The organism is Methanolapillus millepedarum (assembly GCF_032594115.1).
Classification (GTDB): domain Archaea; phylum Halobacteriota; class Methanosarcinia; order Methanosarcinales; family Methanosarcinaceae; genus Methanolapillus; species Methanolapillus millepedarum.
On record NZ_CP131060.1, the window covers coordinates 1,699,941 to 1,722,889 of the forward strand.

General features: G+C 40.8%; 18 protein-coding genes and 1 pseudogene. 8 read left to right on the forward strand and 11 right to left on the reverse strand.

The genetic code is table 11. The features are described 5' to 3' along the window. The first annotated feature begins 336 nt into the window (after positions 1-336). The 3 genes from MsAc7_RS07775 (at position 337) to MsAc7_RS07785 (ending at position 6,154) form a co-directional block, all read left to right on the forward strand. Positions 337-1,218, forward strand: a complete 882-nt coding sequence (locus tag MsAc7_RS07775; RefSeq protein ID WP_338102347.1) for a polyprenyl synthetase family protein — start codon at positions 337-339, stop codon at positions 1,216-1,218. A 610-nt stretch (positions 1,219-1,828) separates the two neighbouring features. Beyond that, positions 1,829-4,495 carry an FILTED domain-containing surface protein gene (locus tag MsAc7_RS07780; RefSeq protein ID WP_338102348.1) on the forward strand — a complete coding sequence of 889 codons (2,667 nt, stop codon included), beginning with the start codon at positions 1,829-1,831 and terminating at the stop codon, positions 4,493-4,495. A gap of 342 nt (positions 4,496-4,837) precedes the next feature. Continuing rightward, complete coding sequence (locus MsAc7_RS07785) at positions 4,838-6,154, forward strand: cobyrinic acid a,c-diamide synthase CobB (RefSeq protein ID WP_338102349.1); 1,317 nt, start codon at positions 4,838-4,840, stop codon at positions 6,152-6,154. 308 nt (positions 6,155-6,462) lie between these two features. On the opposite strand, the gene MsAc7_RS07790 is transcribed toward MsAc7_RS07785, so the two are convergent. The 6 genes from MsAc7_RS07790 to pyrH form a co-directional block, all read right to left on the reverse strand. Continuing rightward, positions 6,463-7,296 carry a hypothetical protein gene (locus tag MsAc7_RS07790; RefSeq protein ID WP_338102350.1) on the reverse strand — a complete coding sequence of 278 codons (834 nt, stop codon included), beginning with the start codon at positions 7,294-7,296 and terminating at the stop codon, positions 6,463-6,465. 111 nt (positions 7,297-7,407) lie between these two features. Next, positions 7,408-8,082: a response regulator receiver domain gene (locus MsAc7_RS07795; RefSeq protein WP_338102351.1), complete on the reverse strand. Its 675-nt coding sequence runs from the start codon at positions 8,080-8,082 to the stop codon at positions 7,408-7,410. 63 nt (positions 8,083-8,145) lie between these two features. After that, a complete protein-coding gene (locus MsAc7_RS07800; RefSeq protein WP_338102352.1) occupies positions 8,146-11,064 on the reverse strand; it encodes an ATP-binding protein in 2,919 nt (972 codons plus the stop codon). Between the two features lie 22 nt (positions 11,065-11,086). After that, positions 11,087-12,151 carry a DNA cytosine methyltransferase gene (locus MsAc7_RS07805; RefSeq protein ID WP_338102353.1) on the reverse strand — a complete coding sequence of 355 codons (1,065 nt, stop codon included), beginning with the start codon at positions 12,149-12,151 and terminating at the stop codon, positions 11,087-11,089. 50 nt (positions 12,152-12,201) lie between these two features. Then, a complete protein-coding gene (locus MsAc7_RS07810) occupies positions 12,202-12,630 on the reverse strand; it encodes a very short patch repair endonuclease (protein WP_338102354.1) in 429 nt (142 codons plus the stop codon). Between the two features lie 252 nt (positions 12,631-12,882). Next, positions 12,883-13,578: a UMP kinase gene (gene pyrH / locus MsAc7_RS07815; RefSeq protein WP_338102355.1), complete on the reverse strand. Its 696-nt coding sequence runs from the start codon at positions 13,576-13,578 to the stop codon at positions 12,883-12,885. Between the two features lie 252 nt (positions 13,579-13,830). Here pyrH and MsAc7_RS07820 point away from each other — a divergent pair, with 252 nt between their 5' ends. From MsAc7_RS07820 to mutY, 5 genes are all read left to right on the forward strand, one after another. Further along, positions 13,831-14,745 (forward strand): tetratricopeptide repeat protein, encoded by a 915-nt coding sequence (locus MsAc7_RS07820; protein ID WP_338102356.1) that lies wholly within the window; start codon positions 13,831-13,833, stop codon positions 14,743-14,745. 16 nt (positions 14,746-14,761) lie between these two features. After that, positions 14,762-16,093 (forward strand): DUF1266 domain-containing protein, encoded by a 1,332-nt coding sequence (locus MsAc7_RS07825; RefSeq protein WP_338102357.1) that lies wholly within the window; start codon positions 14,762-14,764, stop codon positions 16,091-16,093. Positions 16,094-16,393: 300 nt separating this feature from the next. Continuing rightward, a complete protein-coding gene (locus MsAc7_RS07830; protein WP_338102358.1) occupies positions 16,394-16,948 on the forward strand; it encodes a DUF4240 domain-containing protein in 555 nt (184 codons plus the stop codon). Positions 16,949-17,068: 120 nt separating this feature from the next. Next, positions 17,069-17,722, forward strand: coding sequence for a suppressor of fused domain protein (locus MsAc7_RS07835; RefSeq protein ID WP_338102359.1), 654 nt, complete (start codon positions 17,069-17,071; stop codon positions 17,720-17,722). Between the two features lie 35 nt (positions 17,723-17,757). Next, entirely contained in the window at positions 17,758-18,912 is a 1,155-nt protein-coding gene (gene mutY, locus MsAc7_RS07840) for an A/G-specific adenine glycosylase (RefSeq protein WP_338102360.1), read from the forward strand. A 103-nt stretch (positions 18,913-19,015) separates the two neighbouring features. Here the strand turns inward: mutY and MsAc7_RS07845 are convergent, their stop codons facing one another. The 5 genes and pseudogenes from MsAc7_RS07845 to MsAc7_RS07865 form a co-directional block, all read right to left on the reverse strand. After that, positions 19,016-20,479: a 2-oxoacid:acceptor oxidoreductase family protein gene (locus MsAc7_RS07845; RefSeq protein ID WP_338102361.1), complete on the reverse strand. Its 1,464-nt coding sequence runs from the start codon at positions 20,477-20,479 to the stop codon at positions 19,016-19,018. Between the two features lie 92 nt (positions 20,480-20,571). After that, positions 20,572-21,612 (reverse strand): annotated as a pseudogene (locus MsAc7_RS07850) (3-methyl-2-oxobutanoate dehydrogenase subunit VorB); the annotation flags it as partial. Positions 21,613-21,614: 2 nt separating this feature from the next. Beyond that, positions 21,615-21,866 (reverse strand): 4Fe-4S dicluster domain-containing protein, encoded by a 252-nt coding sequence (locus tag MsAc7_RS07855; protein WP_338102362.1) that lies wholly within the window; start codon positions 21,864-21,866, stop codon positions 21,615-21,617. 244 nt (positions 21,867-22,110) lie between these two features. Next, positions 22,111-22,287, reverse strand: coding sequence for a 4Fe-4S binding protein (locus tag MsAc7_RS07860; RefSeq protein WP_338102363.1), 177 nt, complete (start codon positions 22,285-22,287; stop codon positions 22,111-22,113). Positions 22,288-22,589: 302 nt separating this feature from the next. Further along, positions 22,590-22,778 (reverse strand): DUF362 domain-containing protein, encoded by a 189-nt coding sequence (locus tag MsAc7_RS07865; protein ID WP_338102364.1) that lies wholly within the window; start codon positions 22,776-22,778, stop codon positions 22,590-22,592. Positions 22,779-22,949 lie beyond the last annotated feature (171 nt).

Below are 22,949 nucleotides of genomic sequence, written 5' to 3' on the forward strand. Positions count from 1 at the left end.
CGTTACAAAAAGAATAAAAAATTTCAAAGATATAACTTTGAATAAATCTAAATTCAAATTTTTAATTTTGAATAAAACGTAAATTCAAATCTTTTTGTTATTATTCAAAACAGATATATAATAAAAAAGAGAATAATGATGAATAAAAATGCCGTCTCTGATTAATTTTCAGAGGAAATTGATTTGCATTTGAAGTTCGGCTTTTGAGGGAAAAACAAAAAAATCATTGCAGCTCAGCTTGTTTCTTTGTTGAGCGATTGAGTCATATACCCATGTTTACGTTTATTTATGGTCGTTACATTTGGTTTATATTTGGTTTATTTATGAAGGGTTAATATGAGAATTGAGGATTGGGAAGAATACCGGCACTTTATCGGTGCTGTGAACGAGGCCGCATCAAGCATATCTTCTTCGCCGGCGCTCACGAAAGTGACGAGTTATATTTTTAACGCCGGCGGAAAAAAGCTGCGCCCGCTTACAATCATGTTGTCTTGCGGAGCAGCCGGCGGCGGCTATAAATCGGCGACAAACGCGTGCCTGTCGATTGAAGCGATTCACACGGCGTCGCTTGCGCATGACGACATTTTAGACGACGGCAAAATGCGGCGCAACCAACAAACCATTCATGAAAAATACGGCATAACCGCCGCGATTCTTTGCGGCGACTTTTTGATTGCCAAGGCCATCGAATGGATTTCCGTTTACGATCATCCTGTTGTTTGGGATTTCGGGCACTCCGGCGTTCTTCTTGCCGAGGGCGAAATCATTGACGCGAGCATCAAACGCGGTGAAATGACAGCGGACGAATATCTCGAATGCATTTACAAAAAAACGGCCGCTCTCTTTGAAATCAGCGCCAAAATCGGCGCGCGGATTGCGCAGCCGAACGACGAAAAACAAATCAACGCCTTTGGAACATATGGCTATGAATTCGGCATGGCGTACCAAATTATCGATGATCTTCTCGAAGATTTCGGGCTTTACAAAGACAAAGAATCCGGCATTCTTTCGGACAGCTTGTTCTCGATTCACTTAAGATCCATGCCGTACGCCGACGCCGCCAAGAAAACAATTCTCGAAGCTGAAGCGTATTTAAGCCGCGCAAAAGAAGCGCTTTCCGGCATTTCGGATTCGCCGTCCAAAGAAAAATTGTTTGCGCTTGCCGATTATGTCAACAGTTTGATGGACAAAGTCAGAAAAGCGCCGGAACTTGCTTAACTCAATCTTTTTCCATTATCCCTTTTTTCTTTCTTCTCTTTTCTTTTTTTGGCGAGTGGCGCCGCGCGCGTTATGGGGACACATTTTCCCGACAAATTCAAGGACTTGGGGTCGCTTTTTAGGAATTGAAAGACCATTCGCTCTTCATTTTTCAATATTGAGAAACTCTTCCGGATTCAATCAGATGCCACTTGCATCTGGTTGAATTGAATTTTTCCCGGCCGGCAATTCCGATTTTCTGCCCGGATAGCATCTTCCATTTCCGGTACAGATTGCATCTGCTATTAACTGTCCGGATTGCATCTGCTGTTTGCTGTGTTGATCGCATACTTTTTTTGTATTTTCGGCAAAACCATGCAAATGATGTGAATTTAACAATACAATTAAGATTCATACATTATCTAATGAGTTATTACATACGCAATAAAACGTATCCGACATAATTATATATGATATATCCGATGAATTTTTAACCAAAAACGCTTACATTTGAGCAATCGGAGTCCCATGAACTATGTCGGAAAACATTCGTAATAAAAAAACAGACCGAAAAAACAAACACAATCTCCATCGCATATGGCTGCTGTCATTTGGTTTGTTAATTCTTTTTTTGACCGCATTTCCGATGGTTGCCGCTGCCGATCAATCTTTAGACATCGGGGATGGAAGTATTACAATTACGGCAACCGGCTACACGCAAGGCGGGGCCGGACCGGAAACGCCCTACATCGGAAATTATACAATTACCGGAAACTCGGCTTCTGATACGGTTCAAATAACGTCGGGAACGCACAACATCACTCTCAACGGCGTTAGCATTTCACTTCCCCCGGCAAAAGTTGCGGCCAATACAACGAAATCCGCAGAAGTCTGCGCTTTTTCAATCAATGATTCAAACGTCACGTTAATTTTGACCGGAAACAATGTTTTAAATTCGACGGCCGGATGCGCCGGTATTTATGTTTCGGCGGATTCAAGCCTGGCGATTGAAGGGAGCGGAAATCTAACGGCGACCGGCGGCTCAGGGCAAAGTGTATTCAGCAATCCAACCATCGGCGGCGGTGCCGGAATCGGCGGAAATGGCCAGAATTCAAATTATAATAAGTCGGCAACGGATTTCGGATACGGTGCTTTCGGCGAAGGAGATTTTGGAACAATTGTTATCCATTCCGGAAATGTAACCGCTTCGGGTGGACGCGCGGCAAATGGAAATTACGGTGCCGGCGCCGGAATTGGTGGTGGGGGACTCAACAGCAACATGGGGAATTTGATCATTCCGTCCGGGTCGGTTCTGATTCATGGAGGAGAAGTTCAAGCCAATGGAGGAAAAAGCTACAATAGCATGGATACGCTCGGTGGCGCCGGCATTGGAACAGGTGGCATGGGAGGAGGTCCATGGCGTCCTCAGCCTTCGAACGTTTTGATTCAAATTTTTGGCGGCGATGTGACAGCAACCGGATTTAACGACAGTTCCGGGATCGGCGGCGGCGCGAATGTCAACAGCGGAACAATTGAGATCGGGGGCGACTCTGTTGTTGTTGCCATCGGCAGCGACGAAGGGGACAATACAACCTGGGGGGGTGCCGGCATCGGTGGCGGCGATAACGGATGGGCAAATAATATTACCATTCAAGGAAACGCGACGGTTCACGCAATCGGAAAAGGCGGAGCGGCCGGCATCGGCGGCGGAAACGGTGGCGGTGTCTGGGTGACGGATGAAGATTACAATTTCATCCGTCCCGGAAAGATTCTGATTTCGGAAAATGCCAGTGTCACCGCAACCGGCGGCGGTTTTGTTTCAGCTTCTACGGGAACAACGATGGGCGGCGCCGGCATCGGCTCCGGAAGAAATTGTTACAGCAGTTACGGGGATATACTCTTATGCGGCAACATCTTCATTGATGGAAATTCAACGGTGAAAGCAATCGGTGGACCGGCTTCCGCGGGAATCGGTGCCGGATCGGATGGCGGGGTATATGCTGTTGATGATGACGATAATTTAACCATGGGACAGATTACAATCTCGGATTATGCGGAAGTTGTCGCAATCGGCGGCAGCGGAAAATTGAACCGTTCCGGAACTCTTCATTCTTTGGGCGGTGCCGGAATCGGGGCATCTTACAGTTTTTTCCTAGATAATCCGTCCGGAAATATCACTGTTAAAGATAATGCGAGCGTAACAGCTTACGGCGGGCAGAAGGCTCAAGCAATCGGTGTTGGAACCTATTGTGATTTGACTGCTGTCGGTAACTTATGCATTTTAAATATCGGCGATTCCGCCAATCTTCGTTTATTCAATCAAGATACGGAATGGCCGGCCTATCCGACTGCGGTTGGAGCGGGTGTTTCAAAAATAATCTCCTATACGATGCCTGCCGACGGTACATTCCCGCTGGCGGGTGCGGATACTGAAACAACAAGCAGCGACGCATATACGTGGAATTATACGGGTGTGTCCGGAAGTTATGTTTTGGATATTCATGATGGAAGCGGTTTGATTCTTTCTGTCCATTCCGAAAACGTCGGATTTGGAAATTGGGCCGTTTTATACAATAACAATAAGCCAGCGACATACACGGCAACTTATGACGCCAATGGTGGAGCGGGGACGATGGCGGATGCGCAGTCACCCTATTTAGACGGCGCAACGGTCAATGTTTTGAAAAATGATTTTACAAAAGCAGATTGTGTGTTTGCCGGATTTAAAATTCGAGATGATGCGAACGGAACGATTTACGCGCATGGTGATGACCATATTGCCGATGCTTTGGCAGTTTATACCGTTGATGCGTCGGACATTGTTTTTGAAGCGCAATGGACACAAGAAACATTGCCGCCATCAGAAAGCAATGGTACAGGCAACGGTACAGGTAACGGTACAGGCAATGCATCCATCAAAATTAATGAATCTGAAGGCTTTACACTTCCACCAAATTCAACCGAAGAGCCAAAGCTTGAACCGCCGGTTCCCGAATCTTCGAATGACAACTGGGCGTTGTTGAACCTGGTCGTGTCCATAGCGGGCGTTTTAACCTCCGGAATCATTGCGGTGAACCGATACAAAAAATATAAAATGAAATCTCAAACCGATAAAATAAACCAAAAGAAGAATATCGCCGCTCTGTTCGGGATTCTTCCGGGCCTTTTCTTGATGATTTTCTTCCTGACAACAGAAAATCTGAAGGGAGAAATGATTTTAATGGACCTGCAGACAATTCCAATGTGTCTGATTTTGGCCGTTCAAATCATTTTCGCCGGTTTTGTGATGAAAAAATAAAAAGAGAATCGAAGAATTCAAAATTGGAAATAAAAAAGGGAACGTCAAAACTCGGATAAAAAATTTTCCGCCGGCCTTTTTTATTTTTGAATTCTTCCGTTCAAAATGAAGTTTATTTCAAAATCTAAAATATTGAAGAACAAATCTCACAGATTTAAGTTTTTATTTTTTAATTTTTACTCCATTTATTTTGTCATTTTTATTCATTGCTATCATTTTTTGATGAAATTAGGGAAATATTTATTTGTGATAGAGGTTTCTTTTCTTTTGCGATTTGATTTCAATTTACTTTTTATTTTTTATTTTTGATATTGATATTCCTATCGACAAAAAGGTGAAACCATGACAAAGGGATTTTTGATTGCGGGAACGAACAGCGGTGTCGGTAAAACAACGTCGTCGATGGGTCTGATGGCGGCGCTTAAAAAACGCGGAAAAAGCGTTCAGGCGTTTAAGGTGGGTCCGGATTACATCGACCCGAGTTACCACACAGCGATTTGCGGCCGCGAATCTCTCAACTTGGACACCTACATGATGGGGACAGACGGTGTTTTGGACACGTATCTGCGCGCGTCGTCGGGAACGGATTTGTCGATTGTAGAGGGCGTGATGGGGCTTTTTGACGGCATGGATTCGACCGAAATTTCGGGTGCCGCCCACGTTGCAAAGACATTAGACGTTCCGGTTTTTTTGGTCGTCAACGTTCACGGCATGTCAAGAAGCACGGCCGCGATGTTGAAAGGTTATGCTGAATTTGACAAAGACGTGAAAATTGCGGGCGTGATTCTCAATAAAGTCGGAAGCCCGCGTCATTTGGAATTGATCAAGGGATCTTTGGACGGAAAAATCCCGATCGTCGGCGCGCTTCCCCGGAATGTGAACATCGCTGTTCCGGAACGGTACATGGGACTTCATATGCCGGATGAATCCGATTTTGATTTTTCGGAACTGGCTGATTTTGTCGAACAAAATATGGATATCGATTTGATTTTAAAAATTGCTGCCGACTACGAAAAGAAGCGCCCGGAACCGGCGCCGCATCTGCTGCACGACGTGGATGTAAAAATCGGCGTTGCGCAAGACAAAGCCTTTTGTTTTTATTATCCGGCCATGTTAAACGCTCTCAAAAAAGCCGGCGCGGAACTTGTCTTTTTCAGTCCCGCCAAGGGAGAGCTTCCGGAAGCCGACGGTTATTATTTCGGAAGCGGTTACCCGGAATTTTGTATTCAGGAACTGGCGGATTCGCCGGCGACAAAGAAGCTCAAAAAATTAGCCGCTGACGGAATTCCGATGTTTGGCGAAGGCGCCGGACTTTCCTACTTGTGCAAATCCTATACAACGGACGACGGAACGTTTAAAATGGCAGACATTTTGCCGGCTGAATCCGAAATCACGAAAAAGCTTCAGGGACTCGGTTATGTTGAAGCAAAACCGTTGTCGCCGTCGCCGCCGTTTGGAAACAAAACCATCCGGGCCCATGAGTTCCACTATTCGCTGACGACGCCGGAAAAGGACGCGAAGTTCGGTTATGAAATGTCGCGCGGAAAAGGCATTTCCGACAAAAAAGACGGGCTTTACGAATACAATGTGATGGCCGGTTACATGCAAATGCATCCGGGGTCTTTCCCGATCGGGGATTTCGTGGAGAAGTGCCGGTAGAATAAGAGAAAGTGAGAATTGTTTTCCTTTTTCTTCTTTTTTCTTTTCTTCTTTTTGTTTTTTTGAGCGGCGGCATGCGCGCGTTACGGCAGCACATTTTCGTTTTGAGTTCAGAAAACACATGGGCGGTTTTTTGAAAAAACAAGAACCTATCCGTCATTTTTAAAAATATTCAAGCAAACCGTCCCGAAAAATCAAACGCTCTGCGTTTGATTTTCTCGGAGTAAGCGTTGAATTTTTGGTGGTTGGAGGGTCTTTGAAGGAGATGGTCCTTCAACCTTTTCCCCTTCGATACTTTGGATTTTGAATCAGGAGCTACTACTATCTGAGTTGGCACCATTTGTTTTTACAAAAGGAATACCAACCCTTGATGAGTGAGAAAATGCTTGATTCGATATACGTTGTGTATAATTATCTTTTAAAGAAGCAACATATTGAACCTTACATGGATTATTCATATAAAGAATGGAATGGGAACCATTTATTTTTCTTTGTTCTGCACAAAGGTATATCGTAAAAGGTTTAAGGCTCCACTCAATACATACTATTTCTTCTTTATCAGACTTTATAAATGAAATATATTCCGCATCTGGCGCTTTTAATCCATTACCAATACCTGTTTCACTACCTTTTACAAAAAAATAAAGACCATTTATATTATCGGGGTGGAGACAATCACAATGAGGGGTTATACAAAGTATGTATTTATTTTGATCTTTGCTTCTCATTTTTAATATATCTCCAAACTGAATGTTTCTATCTATTTCGGTTTGATGATTCATATTATAATAATAATTTAATTTTGCTAAGCCTTTTTCATCTACATCCATTTTTAAATTTCTGACGACTTTATAATCATTTAAAACATTTTTATGAAGCATTTTTGGTTTATTTTTATAAAAAGAGGAGGTATTATAAGTCTTCCAAAGATCTATAAGATACTCATTAAAAACATCATCAGAATCTGCATTTTCCATATAGTGGAAAAAAACGTTCTCATTTATTTGACTTAAATCTTTACCAATAAATGAAGAATTTGCCAACAACTGATTTCTCATTTCCAAACTCATTAATGTAAGAAAATTCTTATTGCCGGAAATTACAGATTCACAAAATGCATTATATATATCCTCAGCCGGCACTCCGCCTGATTTTTTGGCTGTTTTTTTCCCAAATACAGTAAAAAATGTGTTATTAATTTGAAGGTAATTCTTTTGAAGGTCAATATTTATAAAAACATCGCATGTATCTTTCTAATATATTAAACCGTCATTTCTGGAATTAAGTGTAAATCCAAGTTTATCTAGTTCATCGCAATATTTCATTTTATTAGAATTTTCACTTAAGAATTTTCTAAATATTCCATATAACCTTTTATCCCCACATTCATCTTCAAATGTTTTTTTTAACTTTTCACCTATTTTCTTTGTCTCTATTTTAAGAGTTTTCTCTTTTATTATTGAAGATATTTTTTCTAAAAATTTTCCGGAATCAATATTATTAAATTCAAGTATCTCTTTCAAATTATCTATCAATTCTTTGTCTTTACCTTCAGAATTTCCGGAATAATATGCTAATATTTTATAGAATATGCGATCGATTTCATTTCCTTCTAAAGAATAGATGCATACGAAGTGTAAATTATCTGTAGAAACTGCTGTATTTATTATTTCAAGGGTGGATTCATATGGTAAATCCGGGGATTCATTTAACTCCCAATCTAATATCAACAAATCTTTTCGGTGAAAGATTAATTTTTCTTTACTTTTCCAACTTTCCTTATCAAATCTAAAAAAATCCAAAGAACATGATTTTGATTGGAATGACTCATAGAGAGGCTTACAAATTTCCTCCTCATCTTTATCATTACTGAATAAAGAAGGGATCCGATCATCAATAAATATTGCAGACTTTATAGAATCATCCATAATTGATTTGGCCACTGTTTTAAAATCTGTTCCTGTAATATATATCCCTCATCAAATTTAGTCTTATAACTTTTCAAAATTAGTATTTATAATAAAGCAAGCTCCTTTAAGTGAATTAAATTCCGGGTCATTTGTAGCATACATATCATAGCCAATGCTTTGAAGTGTTTCTTTTGCTAAAAATAAACCAATTCCCCGACCATTAGGTTTTTGTGAGTAAAATAATTCAAAAATTTTTTCCAAATAAAAGTCCTCAATGGGCACCCCTGAGTTTATAATTAAAATTTTGGACGCACCATCATAATCTAAATATATTTTTTTATGTTCGGAAGATTTTAACCAATAAACAGCATTATAAATGACATTTATGAATGCAGGCAATAATATTGATTCATAAGTTAAGAATGAAGCATTATTAAAATTAGAAGAGCTATCAAAAGATATTTGCTGTTCTGCAAGCATATTTTTAAAAAATAAATCCAAATACCTTTTGATATCATCTCCGCGGATATTTTTACGAACTCTTCCGGTTGTTCTGTACAAAGGAGACATCAACCTATATCTTGTTTCTAAATGCTCAAATGAATTTTTTAAAGCAGAATATATGTCTAATGCTTTGGGATCATTTGGAATAAATACTTTTATGTTTTTAATTGAATTTGAAACATCCGAATAAAGAGCATTAAATTGATGATCAATAATTTCAACAGCAATTCCCAACTGTGCAAGTTCTTTTGTTTGATCCCATTGTTTTAAAATTTCTTCATATCGTATTTTATAAAATCCAGTCAATTCATCTTCATTTATTTCAAAACTCAATCCATTGATATGACTTATGAATGGTTTTATCTTATCATCAGCTCTGCTTTGCAAATCATCATAAAAATTATCCAATATTGAAGAGTTTTTAACAATCTCATTTTTATTAAGATTTGAATTAATATTTCTTGTAACAAGATTAGAAGTAAACTTGTCAAATTCAGTTAAAAAAATATTTTTTTCTTCTTTAATCATATTTTCAATTTTTTGAAAAACAGAATTTTTTATTTCGTCAGCAGCTTCATCAAAAATTTGAGATAAGGTAGTTCTATGGCGATTACAACGTTCATCAAACTCTTTACTTAATTCATAATCGTTAAGACGACTTTTTATATTTTCAATTACAGGCTGTGATTCCTCAATATTGCATTCCCACACTTTGCTGTATTCTTTGTTATAATTAAATAAGTTTTTTTGCTGAGTTTCAGTAAGTGAAAAACGGACCGGCTCCTTTAATTCTAGCTTTTTAACTTTAGACTTGCAAACTTCTATATCTTTTAACAGATCTCTCATACTTTCAAAAGTTAATTTTGATTGATTTTGTTTTTCTGCGAACATTTCAATCAAGTGGCCATACTCTTTGGCTAATGTTGCCAGCTGTTGAGGATATTCTTTTAAATTCATTACATATTCTGCCCGGAGTTTTTTTTCCTTTTCTTTCTCCAGCCTCTCATTTTTTGCAGCTTCAGTCAGTTTATCTTTTTGTTCAGACTTTATATTTGATTTTGCATGAGTTCCAAAATATTGGTATGCAAGGTCCTTAAAAAACGCTTCGAGGTCTGTTTTAAATTCTCGATACGCAATATTATTTATGAACCCTTCCCTACCAGCTTTATCAGTTAGTTTTCTGTTTCCATTTCGTGATATTTCAATGTATCCAAACATCCTTCGATGACTGAAGAAGGCGGTACCTGCATTTTTAGATCGCCTATCCTCGAACCTTAAGAAGTCATGTTCTGAGCGCCCATATGGCAAAACACGAAATCCATCTCGGTAGATGTAAAGCCCACCAAAATTTTCAAGTTTTTTATTGAAATAATCAAGTTCGGCACCGGGCAACTTTGATTCGGTAGGGTTGCCGGGAACAACACCTACTTTTAAATTAAAACATCCATAAGGAGTTTTCCCAGGTTTTCGATTTGCTCTAAATTCATAACTTATATTTTCATTATAAATTCTAATTTTTCCCTTAAATTGACCATTTTCATCAAAAGAACCATCAATCAAATGATCACATTTTACAAAATCTAAAGACATAAAAAAATCTTTATTTGCAATTAAATCTACTTCATATTCACTAAGCAAAATGAATTTTGTAGAAACATTATTATTTTCATTATCTTCCTTAAATACATTAAATAAACCGCTAAGACTTTTTTGAATTTCCAGTGTTGAAGCTGCATATTCCGGATGCAATTCTTCTTTTCCGGAATACGACAATCCTGTGAGTTGATCATCAGGATTAAAAATAATAAATTTTGTGCCGTGTGTTTCAGTTGAAGATTTAATGAACGGATCTACAAATTGAGATGAGAAAAAAGAAGGCAACTCTATCTCATTTATTTCAGAGATTATAGATTTTTTTAACTGGATTTGATCATTCCAAGAATCATCATCCCCAAAATTATCTAAGAATTCATCCTTCAATTGTGAAAAAACTGACACAAAATCATCTTTTGTCGACACTACTTTTAGTGGAAAATTAACGTCTTCAATATACAAATTAAAATTTTCAAGAATTCTCCAATCAATAAATAAAGCTTGTAATGGTTGTCCTTTCTTTTTTGTAAGCATTAACATTGGACTGCCGAGATAGGCTACAGATAAACGACCAATACCTTTTTCACCCATTTTTATTCGGGGAGGTTTCCAAAGGGTCTCTTCCCCTTTAATATCTACAACATCCCTCGATTTTGAATCCGTTCCAAGAACAATCCATTTTTCTAATATGTCTTGTTGAGACATTCCTTTTCCATCATCGGAAATCACAAAGAATGGCTTTTTTACATCTTTATAACCTTTTAAATAAAGGTAAGCTTCGAGGTTGTCACCATAAGCATCATATCCGTTTTTCCACAATTCAGAGATTGCAGTAGGTAAATCTGAAATTTGTCCTTTTCCTAGTAAATCTACTGCACGGGCTTTGGCTCTAAATTGTGGCATATTATTAATCTCCTTAAGCAAATTATTGATGAATTGTGCATATCATGTTTGCAATTCTTTTTGAAAGCTCAGGCGGAACCGCATTGCCAATCATTTTTGCATTGGAAGCAAGTGAAGTTCCAAAAAATAAATAATCTTTGTCAAATGTTTGAAGAGTTGCCCCTTCCCTTATTGAAATCGGTCGATTTTGTTCGGGATGAGCAAATCTTCCGTTACTAATATTAAAAAATTTGGTTGTGATTGTTGGACCGGGCTTGTCCCAAAACATTCTTCCATAAGAATCTTTAAAGCAATTATCCCTACCAATGTATGTAAGCAATTGAAGCTCTTTATCATCCTTCCAAGCCATCCGGGTTCCACCATCGTGGGGCGTTACACGAAGCCGTTTCATATTTTTCTCGCCGAGTCCTGCACATGTGTGATTGAAGTCGGTATCATCTTTGTGACCTGCCGGAATTTTTTTGAATCCACACCCTGTTCCGATAAATTGTCTAACAGTGGGAGGATTTTTTTTGGTATCAGCTTCCGGAAACTTTAATTTATTTTTATTTTCCAGACGGGACGCAATTAAAATAAATCTCTTTCTTGATTGCGGCACACCATATTCAAAAACATTGACAACATCATAAACAACAGAGTATTCCCTTGAAGATAAATATTTCAAAAATTCATCCAACGGACTCTCATCTTTTCGAGTCAGCATCCCGGGAACATTTTCAATAACAACATAACCAGGATTATAATGGTCAACAAATCTTTGAAAATCTACAAGCAAATTCTTTGTTTCGCTGGATTTTTCTTTTTTTGTCGCAATAACACTCCAATACTGACAAGGGCTACACCCAATGAAAATTAAATCATTATCATTTTGAGATATTTTGACTTCTTTCTCCAATCCTTCAAATGTTAATTCCTTGATATTTGCATGAATGAATTTGGATCCCTCGTTATTGAATTCATATGTTTTCCGACATTTTTCTTCAATATCAATTCCTGCAAGAACTTTTACTCCGGCTTTTCTAAACCCGCAGGTCATTCCACCAGAACCACAAAAAAAGTCAACGGCTTTTAGAGAAGACATGTCCATGTCCTTTATACACATTAATTTATATTATATTTTTGGCAATTTTAATAAAATTATTTTCGAAGAACCTGGAAAGCCCAAACCATCCTTTCAATCTCCTTAACACATTCACCCGTATTCTTTTTGATATCTTTTCCCCAAAACCTCAAAACAATCCACCCATCTCGCTGCAACTCTTTATTAACCTCAGCATCTCGTTCCATATTCCTTTCAATCTTCGGAATCCAAAATTCCCTTCTGGTTTTTATTTCATTCTTTTTAACTTCCCAATTCCAACCATGAAAAAATTCACTGTCACAGAAAACAGCAATTTTTTCCTCATGAAAAACAATATCCGGTTTCCCAACAACCGAAGAATCATTTATTGTAAAAGTATATCCTCTTTCTGTGAGCGCCTCTTGAAGAATTTGTTCAATTTTGCTGCCTTTGTTCTTGACGGCTTGCATATTCTTTCTTCTTTGTTCGGGCGTTAATTTGTCCACAAAAATTCCTCACTAAAAAGAAAAAGGTAAAAGTTATTGATAAAAATTAGGACGATTTTGATTTCATTTTAAAAACCATGCACGGATTTTTAAACCTCAAAATAAAACCTCACGCCATACCGCGCGCACACTATCGCCCGCCCAAAATAAGAAAAAAAGAATAGCGACCGAAGGGAGCCGTTCGCGAAGCGAACTTTCAGAAACAGACTCCTATCGCCATTGAAAATTTCCTCCGCTGCGCTTCGGAATTTTTTAAGGAACAATAATCGTCCCACAAGATTCTTTTTGAGGCCCTTTCGCTTCCTCTTTAACCAATTCCACCAAATCGTCCAGCCTTCGCCCGTCCATCACAATTGTCCGAATACCGCCCCGCTCAATCAATTTGCAGGCAATGGGGTCAATCGGAGACTTGGAGCCGGCTTTCAAAGACATTCCGGCCGACAAGTTCACCAATTCGGTCGCCGTCATGACCGGATATTTTTTGGCGGTTTTGTCCACGTTCGGGTCGGCCGTATAAATGCCGTCAACCGATGTCGGAATAATGAGAAGGTCGGCTTTTAAGTATTCGGAAAGCGCGGCGGAAACCGCATCCGTTGTTTGTCCGGGGAGAACGCCGCCCATAACAACAATCTTTTTGGATTCCATCGCCATCGCGGCTTCATTGTAATTTTGCGGAACTTCGGGGTAAGCCGCGCTGCCGAGGGCGGCAATGAGAAGTTTTGCGTTGAGGCGGGTCACATCGATTCCGATAAAATCACAGGTGACTTCATCCGCGCCGACGCCGCGCGCCGCCTCAATATATTTGCGCGCGTAAACGCCGCCGCCGGTTACAATCAAAAGGTGGTGTTCTTTTGACATTTCCAAAAGAGCGTCCGCATACTTTTTAAAACGGAGGGGATCTAAATCTCCCGCCAAAATAGAGCCGCCAAGGGACATAACAATAAGCATAATGATTTACTCCATCCTGATTTTGAAATTGAGTCTTTATGATTTATCCAATATTAATCAATTCTTACTAAATGGCTAAACAAAGCGAGGCCAAATTTTTAAATGTGTCGATGAAAAAATGACCCAAAAGGATTAAAAGGTTACATTTAATTGGAAAGTAGATAAATCGGATCGAAAATCGGATAAAGATTCTTATTATCATTTAGATAGTTATTCAGATTATTCATTTAATGCTTAGGTAATGTGACAAAAATGACAAACGATGAAAACATTCAAAAAAACCAAGTTTCAGACCCGGAATTCGGTGAAACGCCCGTCCAGCTCGGTAAGAAATATGAATCCACCGCCGATCCCGGATATATGTACAACCAATTGGCTGAACGCGAAAAGGCGCTTCAGTATTATGAAAGTGTCATTGAAGAAGACCCGAAAAACGGTGACGCATGGTACAACAAAGGACTGACGCTTCACTCGCTGAACCGATATTATGAAGCGATGGACGCCTATGACGAAGCAACCGTCATCAATCCGGATGACAGCGACGCCTATTACAACAAAGGATTGATTCAATCGGAACTCGGACTCATGGAAGATGCGATTGACAGTTATAACAAAGCAATTTTGGCGGACAGCGAAAACATAGACGCCATCTTCAACAAAGGAAATACGCTGATGGAATTGAAACGATATCCGGAAGCTGAAAATGCCTATGACATTATTTTAAGAAAGGATAAAAAACACTTCGGCGCCGCTTACAACAAAGCGCTTACGGAAGCTCGAATGGAAAAATTCGATGACGCCGTCAAATCATTTGACACGGTGATCCAAATAGACCCGTCGAATCGGGAAGCTTGGTACGACAAAGGACAACTTTTAATGACGCTCGGGCGGGAGCAGGACGCTAAAGAAGCGTTCAGTATGGCGCTTAAATTGATTCCGGACCTGCCGGACGCTTGGTTCAGAATCGGCGGCATTTTGGCAGTCGTCGGCGAAAAAGAAAAAAGCTTGAAATATTTGAAAAAAGCCATTTCAGCAAACGCAGAGTCCAAAGAATGGGCGCTTCAAGACGTCGATTACAAATCGATGTGGGAAGACTCGGATTTTAAAAACGTATTAAACGGCGTCGATACCAAAATCAAAGCCTTTGAAGACCAGCCGAAAAAATAACAGAGCGAGAACAGGCATGATTGATATTTCCGAGACGTGTCAGAAACTGAAAGATGTTTTTGAGAGAATGTTTCAAAATTTAGAAACGAATCACACGAATATTCTGATTCACGAAATTGAAATCTTTGCCTGTTACGAAGAAGGATTTATCAATATCCTCATCAAAAACGGCGGCTACATCTCTCAAAAATATTGTTCCCAAAAACCATTAGAGTCGGACTCGAATGCGCTTTGGGAAGAATATTTTAAAGAAAACGCCGACAATGACACCGTATTTTTAGCTTCCGAATTGTTTCCAAGTTGGGTTTTTGACATTTCAAAAGGCCCGTCCTTTTCAAAAGAAGATTTTTTTAAATTCATAAAACCGCTTGTCGCCACCGCTTTAAAAACCGCCGGTTTTGAAAAATTAAATTTGCCGATGCTGATGAAACCGATGACATTCGTTCTCAAAGTTTTCGGCTATCCGGAGTCCGTGATCTATTTCCGAAATGCGGACGGCAAAGAAATGTGGGCGGACGGCGTGGATGGACAAAATATTGACCGGTATTCCGATAACGATATTTCCGGCAAAAGCGCAACTTTTGCCGTTCAAAAAATTGAAGCGCGCCTGGATTATTGGTCGGTTTTGCCGGATAAAAATCCAAAAAGTGAACTGTTGTTTTGTGAAGATTTAACGCTTCGGGAAGCTCAATATTGGGCGCTGACGGCGGCGGCGCACATCTCCCTTCGAGAAGGGCAATGTTTAGACTCTTTACGGCTGAATATGAGTCGGGAAGAGGCACAAACGCATTTGTCGGAGAAATGGCAAATTAATTCCAGAGCCGAACTGGTTCAAACTTTGGATTACTTTTGGTATGAAGGGCAGCATCTCAATTATGATATCGTCCTTGAAAACATTCTGCCGCTGTCGTGGCATGAGTGGAAAATGGAAATCGAAAAATTCACGCAAGAAAATGAAGACGGCGACACAATCGTCACATTAATTCCGCAATTAGAATCCATGGAGACCGCATTTCATTTATTGAAACGGGAACAGATCATCGCAACCGAATTGGTGACAAGTGTTTTGGCATGGGACCTCAGCTGTTTTATTTACGTCTGCCGTCTCGGTTTTGCGGCCGGGTATATCGGCGAAGAGGAAGCGTGGGATTCAATAATGCCGGCGGCGGCTGTCCTTCAACAAGAATTTGAATCTTGGGACGAATTATCCGTTTCATATTTAACCGGATGCCTTTTGTGGAATAACTCGTTTCGGGAACGAACAACAGCCGTTAAAAATCATGAATTGCTGATTCAAGACCCGCAGAGTCCGTTTAATTCCCTCCCGTGGAATTTGGAATTGGATTAAGATTTTTCACGGATGAATATTTATTCAATCATTCGTTTTTTATTTCATCGTTTATTTCAATTCATTCATTATTTATTCGAAGTTTATCCATTATTTGTTGTTTATTTGTAATTTATTTTTAATTTATTTGTAGTTTATTTGTAGTTTATTTGTAGTTTATTTGTAGTTTATTTGTAGTTTATTTGTAGTTTATTTGTAGTTTATTTGTTGTTATTCATATTATTCACATTTGTTTAATTTCGCTCTTGTTTGACCGATTTAAATTTTTAAAATATTTATAAGCGTAAAGGAATGAAGAAAATGGTTTCAAGAAAAGACATGATGTCGGAAGACTTGTTTTGGGAATTGATTGACAAAACAAAAGGCGGTGACCCCCAAGATCAACTGGACAGTTTGATTGCCGAGCTTTCGGTTCGCCCGATTGAGGATATTTTGGGATTTGACTACCGGCTCGACAAATATTTGGAAAACTCTTATAATCCGGAACTGTGGGCGGCAGCATATATCATCTGCGGCGGATGCACCGACGATGAATTTGATATTTTTCGGGCATGGTTGATTTCGCAGGGACGAGACGTGTATGAAAACGCTCTTAAGGATCCGGATTCGCTCTACGAAGTTTGCTCAAAAATGGGACGAAACGAATATCCGGAAAATGAAGAAATCTTATACGCTGCCCTTGATTCGTATGAAGAAGCCACCGGAAAAGAAGACTTTTATGACGTCCTTGACACTTTTGAGGACGATTTCATGATGATTGAAATCGAACTCAACTGGGACGAAGACGACCCGAAAACACTCCGAAACATTTGCCCGAAACTGTTTGACTTGTATTATGAAAATATCGGACAATAATCAAAAAATAAAAAACAAAAAAAATAAAAACAAAAAATGAAAACAAAAAAAATAAAAACAAAAAATGAAAACAAAAAAATGAAAACAAAAAAATGAAAACAAAAAAATGAAAACAAAAAAATGAATGCAGAGGAATCTTTTATATCTAATGAAAATCCTGACCGAACGGTTCTTGACCATTTGAAGCGGTTTTATGATGAAAAAGATATTGGGCGGATTGAAAAAACTGAAGATTTGATTCATGTTTACGTTGTCAAAGCCAACAGAGAGCGTCCGTATCATCTTTTAATCACCGCCGGAATGAGTCGAATTCAAATGGATGTACCGCCGGGATTTGAAGACTTCCGGTTTTCCGAAGTGATGATGCTTCTGCCGGAATATTGGCCGCTTTTTGCGGATGAGTTAGAAAAGGAAGAAAATAACTGGCCGATTCAGGTTCTTCAAACGATTGCCAAACTTCCGGTTCCGGACGGAACTTGGGTTTCCTGGGGACACACGGTTTCAAACAAAGACGCGCCGTTTTCACGGTTTGTTTCGGTTGAGAGTTCTCTGCTCGTGTATTCCATTACCGTGCCGGAAGAATTTGTCAAAATCGAACTTCCGGAAAAAGTCATTCATATTTATTCGGCGATTCCGCTTTATCCGGAGGAACTGGAATTTAAAATCAAGTACGGTGCCGAAAATCTTCTGGATAAATTCAACCGGTACCAAATACCTGAAATTTTAGATTGCGACCGGGAAAACGTATGCAATCCGCGGCATTTGAGATTTTAAGTGTTGAAATAAGAGAGAGTTGAATTGATGATTTTATGGCAAGAAAGGTGAAAGAAGCGGAATCGGAGCCGGAAACAACGGAAGAGTCCTTCCTTCCATCTAAGTTGCTGGCGTGGTATGACGAAAACGGGCGCGACCTTCCATGGAGAGTCCGCGGCGCGCATCCGAATCCGTATTTGGTTTGGGTTTCCGAAATTATGCTTCAGCAGACCACCGTTCAGACAGTTATTCCCTATTTTCACAGGTTTACGGACAAATTTCCGACCATTGAATCGCTTGCGTCCGCCGACATTGAGGAAGTTCTTTTGCTTTGGCAAGGACTCGGTTATTACACCCGCGCCAAAAAATTGCACGAATGCGCAAAGGCAATTGTTACCGATTACAACGGGATTTTTCCGGAAACATATTCTGAATTGATCAAACTTCCCGGAATCGGCCCGTATACAGCGGCCAGTATTTCATCGCTCGCGTTTGACAAACCGGAAGCGGTCGTCGACGGCAATGTCATTCGGGTGATCGCGCGCCTTTATTCGATGACGGATCCGGTCGATCAAATCAAACCGGAAATTGTAGAAAAAGCACAGCATTTGATGCCCCAAAAGCGTGCGGCCGATTACACATCTGCGATTATGGATTTGGGGGCAACCGTTTGCACGCCCAAAAATCCGAAATGCAAAAGCTGTCCGTTTAATTCGGATTGCTGCGCTCTCAAAGATAATCTTGTGACCGAAATTCCGAAAATTGTGAAACTTGAAAAGGTCAAAAAATCAGGGCCTTTGTTCTGGGTTGAAAACGAAAGTGGTTGCGTTTATATTCGGAAAAGAACCGAAAACGGCCTTTTGTCGGGACTTTTTGAATTTCCGTGGTCGGCCGGAGATTTAAACGCCGGAAAAACGGAACCGGATTTTCCATTTGCGGCCGGCTGGACTTTCACAAACAAATCGGTCAAACACGTTTTTACACACATTCAGTTGAGTTTGGAGATTTATCAGACAAAAATCGACAACAAAACGGAAAACAGTTCGGGTTTTAAGAACTTCAAAAACAAAACCGGCGGAATTTTTGTCGCTAAAGAAAACTTCAAAGATTATCCGTTTTCAACACTGATGAAAAAAGTGATTGCTGAAATGGAAAAAGCGGATGAGATGAAAAACAAAAAAGCGGAAAACAAGACGTTGAGCGACTTTTGATTTGTTTTTTGCGTCTGTGCCGTCACACACGCGTTATGGCGACACTTTTTTTTGAGGAAAAATAAAGGGTCGTTTTTTTGAAATGATGAATTCAATCAATTCATCATTTTTTCAACGCCCATTCTTTTCCGGCTCTCAAAACCGCCAAATTCATGTCAATCAATTTTGGTTTATCGGCAAAAGACTCCGCAATCGCTTTTTCAAATTCGGCGTCTGTTAACCCGGTCGCTTTAAGCGCTAAGATCACGCCAAGCATCGCCGTATTCGCCGCTTTTTGAGAGCCGCCTTTTGTCGCGATTTCAACGGCCGGAACCGCAATCGTCGTCACGCCTTTTGGCGGCACGAATCCTTCAATGGAGGAATCGTAAAGCAAAAATCCGCCGGGTTTGACGTCTTTGGCGAACCGGTCCAGAGACGGACGGTTAAGCGCCACCAAAATATCGGGGGCGTACACCACCGGCGACCCGATCGGATCTTTGGACAAAACGACGGAGCAGTTGGACGTTCCGCCGCGCTGTTCGGGACCGTAAGACGGGTACCACGATACATTTTTGCCGCCGGCGCATCCGGCTTCCGCAAGAATAATTCCCATGGAAAGAACGCCCTGGCCGCCGAAACCGGCGATTTTGATCCGGCAATTTTCAAAGGCATTGGAATCTGATTTAACAGCGGCATCCGATGTTCCGAAAATTTCAATCAGTCGCTTTGTTGAAAAATCGCTTGTCGGACGGACCATCGGACAAACATCAGCGGACTGGTCGCGGAAATTGCCGAGCGGAAATTCTTTTTCCATTTGCTCGTTGATGAAATCGGCGGACGATTTCGCGTCCTGTTTGAGATTGTTCGGGCAGCCCGACAAAATCTCCACAAAAGCGTATCCTTTGCCATCGCGCTGAATCTCAAGCGCCTTTTTGATCGCGATTTTCGCCCGTTTGATGTGTTTGGCATCCGACACCGACACCCGCTCAATGAATACAGGCGCCTGCAAGTTGCTCAAAATCTCACACATATGAAGCGGGTAACCCGCAAAATTCGGGTCGCGTCCATCCTGGCACGTCACGGTTTTTTCACCAATTAAAGTCGTCGGCGCCATCTGGCCGCCGGTCATTCCGTAAACCGTGTTGTTCACGAAGAAAACCACCATTTTTTCACCGCGGTTGGCGGCTTGAATGGTCTCGTTCAGACCGATTGACGCCAAATCGCCGTCGCCTTGGTACGACATGACAATCGCGTTATCCTGCGCCCGGAAAATGCCGGTTCCGACAGCAGGCGCCCGTCCGTGGGCGGTTTGCACATTCCCGAAATCAAAGTAATAATACGCAAAAACAGCGCAACCGACCGGGCTGATGAGAACGCAGCGGTCTTGAATACTCAAATCGTCAATCGCTTCCCCGATTAATTTATGAATCACACCGTGTCCGCATCCCGGACAGTAGTGCGTTGCGGTCGGCGCGGCACCGCCCTTTCGCTCATAAATATCGTTCATGCTCGCCGGTTTTTGAATGACTTTTTCAACAGAACCGGTTCCGGCTTTTGATTGCGGACTGTTGATGATTTCACCTGCCATTATTTCGCCTCCGGTTTCTTTTTGGTTTGATTTTGGTCTTGGGCCTGATTTTGACTTTGAGATTGACCCGGATTTTGCTTTTGTTTTTGGTCAATCTCCTTGATTTTCTGAATCACTTTGTCCATCTCAATAATGTTTCCACCCATTCTGTTTGAAAGTTCCACATCGCGTTTGCAGCGGATCGCCAGCATAATATCGTCGCGCATCTGTCCGGAACTCATTTCCACCGCCAAGAACGTACAGTTACGCTCTGCAATTTCCTGCAACCGTTTTTCCGGGAACGGGAAGAGTGTAATCGGACGGAAAAGCCCCGCTTTAATGCCCATTTGGCGGGCGGTATCGACCGCGCTTTTCGAAATCCGGCTGCTGATGCCGTAAGAAACCAAAATGATGTCCGCGTCTTCCATCATGTATTCTTCAAAGAGCGGTTCATTTTCGAAAACGGTTTGATACTTTTTCATGAGTTTGTTGTTAAACGCTTCCAGCTGGTCAAAGTCCAGGAAAATGGAGGTGACCAAATTCTTTTTGGTTTCCGCGTTTCCGCCGACCGACCAGGAATTATCGATTTTCGGCTCGACGGCGGATTTCGGGAACACCACAGGTTCCATCATTTGTCCCAAAACGCCGTCCGCTAAAACAATGACCGGATTTCTGTATTTGAATGCCAACTCAAATCCTTTGATGGTCAAGTCGCACATTTCCTGAACAGAATTGGGTGCAAGCACGATGTTTTTGTAGTTGCCATGTCCGCCGCCCTTGACAATCTGATTGTAGTCCGCTTGTTCGGGACCGATGTTGCCGAGACCCGGGCCTGCCCGCTGCACATCCACAATGACGCACGGCAATTCCGCGCCGGCCAAATAGGAAATGCCTTCCTGTTTCAAACTCATTCCCGGACCGGACGATGCCGTCAGCACCCGGTGTCCGGTGGCGGCGGCGCCGTAAACCATGTTAATCGCCGCTTCTTCCGATTCGGCTTGTACGAATTTTCGGCCCGCCATCGGGAAATATTTGGACGCTTCATGCAGAATTTCGCTGGCCGGCGTAATCGGATATCCGAAGTAGCAGTCGCAACCGGCATACATGGCGCCGATGATGACTGCCGTATTTCCTTTAATCAATTGAACCGTCATAATCAGACCTCCGATTTTGTTTTTTTCGGAATGTGAATCTCAATCGCGAGCGGTTCCGGACAGGTGTAGTAGCAGTTCGCGCATCCGGTGCATCCGGTACCGGCATAGACAACCGGCGCGTATCCGCGTTCATTGAGAGCGGTTCCGATTTTCAAAACTCCTTTCGGACAATCATACACGCATCTGCCGCACGATTTGCATTCCAGCACGTTGATGACCGGATATGGAGAACTTTTTTCTTGTGTTTCCGACATTGTAGACTCCTTTAAATTATAAAGTTGAAAAGCGAATCAATAGATGAATCGATAAATACAACATAAAAAGAATAACCTCTATGGTGAAATTACCCTATTTATAATTAATGAAGGTGATGGACGATCATTTAAAAATTTAGAATCTGAGACAATTCGAATGAAAAACAGATAAACCAATTAAGATACAAAATTTAATAGAAAAGAGAATGAAACCGAAATGATCGGTATCATTCGTATCATATATTTACTCTAAAGTAATGGCCGCCACCGGGCACACATCGACGCAGGCGCCGCATTCGGTGCATTCGGCCGGGTCAACGCGGGAGACGCCGATATCCAAAAGGGTAATCGCTTCGCTCGGACATTCGTCCACACAAAGTCCGCATCCGGTACACTCGTTTTCATCAATAACTGCTGGCATAATTTTCTCCTCCTCAATTATTTTAATTTCAAAATATTATCTTTAATTTCATCTTTTTTGGATTATGTAATGTTCCGAATCGGTATTACATGAATCATATACACCAGATAATACGCATATATTTTATATACGTTTTGCAAAAAACAGCAACGGTCAGCCGTATATTTGACGGTTCGGCGAAAAAATGTCGGCATATAAAACATTGGCTATGATATTTATTCAATTAAAAAAGCAGATTTGAAGAAAAAAACAAAAAGACATATAAGTTATATATCTTTTTTGAAGCTTTGGATTTTTAACATTTAAGTTGCTTTGTGTATGCTGATGGCAGCGGTCGGACAGACATCGACGCAAGCGCCGCATCCGGTGCAGGTTGTTTTGTCAACAACGGAGTATTCAGTTCCCATGGAAAGCGAGTTGGTCGGGCATTCTTTTTCGTCCACACAGGCTCCGCATCCGGTACATTCATTTTTATCAATTACAGCTAACATTTTTTATTCCTCATTATTTTGTTTTTTATTATTTACTATTAATTCAGTTGGTTTAGTTTTGTTTGACATACAGTTGATTTACTTGTTGGTTTTGTTAAACAGAAGTAAATCTGAATCTACAACAATGAAGTAACTCAATTTTTAAAATCATTACTTGCAAATTCTATAATA

Excerpts from the sequence above, each read along its gene's own strand:
- pyrH (WP_338102355.1), bottom strand. The coding sequence starts at position 13,578 with ATGCTTATTGTTATGTCCCTTGGCGGCTCTATTTTGGCGGGAGATTTA.
- MsAc7_RS07835 (WP_338102359.1), top strand. The coding sequence starts at position 17,069 with ATGAATGCAGAGGAATCTTTTATATCTAATGAAAATCCTGACCGAACG.
- MsAc7_RS07805 (WP_338102353.1), bottom strand. The coding sequence starts at position 12,151 with ATGGACATGTCTTCTCTAAAAGCCGTTGACTTTTTTTGTGGTTCTGGT.
- MsAc7_RS07865 (WP_338102364.1), bottom strand. The coding sequence starts at position 22,778 with ATGTTAGCTGTAATTGATAAAAATGAATGTACCGGATGCGGAGCCTGT.
- MsAc7_RS07860 (WP_338102363.1), bottom strand. The coding sequence starts at position 22,287 with ATGCCAGCAGTTATTGATGAAAACGAGTGTACCGGATGCGGACTTTGT.
- MsAc7_RS07775 (WP_338102347.1), top strand. The coding sequence starts at position 337 with ATGAGAATTGAGGATTGGGAAGAATACCGGCACTTTATCGGTGCTGTG.
- MsAc7_RS07825 (WP_338102357.1), top strand. The coding sequence starts at position 14,762 with ATGATTGATATTTCCGAGACGTGTCAGAAACTGAAAGATGTTTTTGAG.
- MsAc7_RS07820 (WP_338102356.1), top strand. The coding sequence starts at position 13,831 with ATGACAAACGATGAAAACATTCAAAAAAACCAAGTTTCAGACCCGGAA.
- MsAc7_RS07795 (WP_338102351.1), bottom strand. The coding sequence starts at position 8,082 with ATGGATGATTCTATAAAGTCTGCAATATTTATTGATGATCGGATCCCT.
- MsAc7_RS07855 (WP_338102362.1), bottom strand. The coding sequence starts at position 21,866 with ATGTCGGAAACACAAGAAAAAAGTTCTCCATATCCGGTCATCAACGTG.
- MsAc7_RS07830 (WP_338102358.1), top strand. The coding sequence starts at position 16,394 with ATGGTTTCAAGAAAAGACATGATGTCGGAAGACTTGTTTTGGGAATTG.
- mutY (WP_338102360.1), top strand. The coding sequence starts at position 17,758 with ATGGCAAGAAAGGTGAAAGAAGCGGAATCGGAGCCGGAAACAACGGAA.
- MsAc7_RS07800 (WP_338102352.1), bottom strand. The coding sequence starts at position 11,064 with ATGCCACAATTTAGAGCCAAAGCCCGTGCAGTAGATTTACTAGGAAAA.
- MsAc7_RS07785 (WP_338102349.1), top strand. The coding sequence starts at position 4,838 with ATGACAAAGGGATTTTTGATTGCGGGAACGAACAGCGGTGTCGGTAAA.
- MsAc7_RS07845 (WP_338102361.1), bottom strand. The coding sequence starts at position 20,479 with ATGGCAGGTGAAATCATCAACAGTCCGCAATCAAAAGCCGGAACCGGT.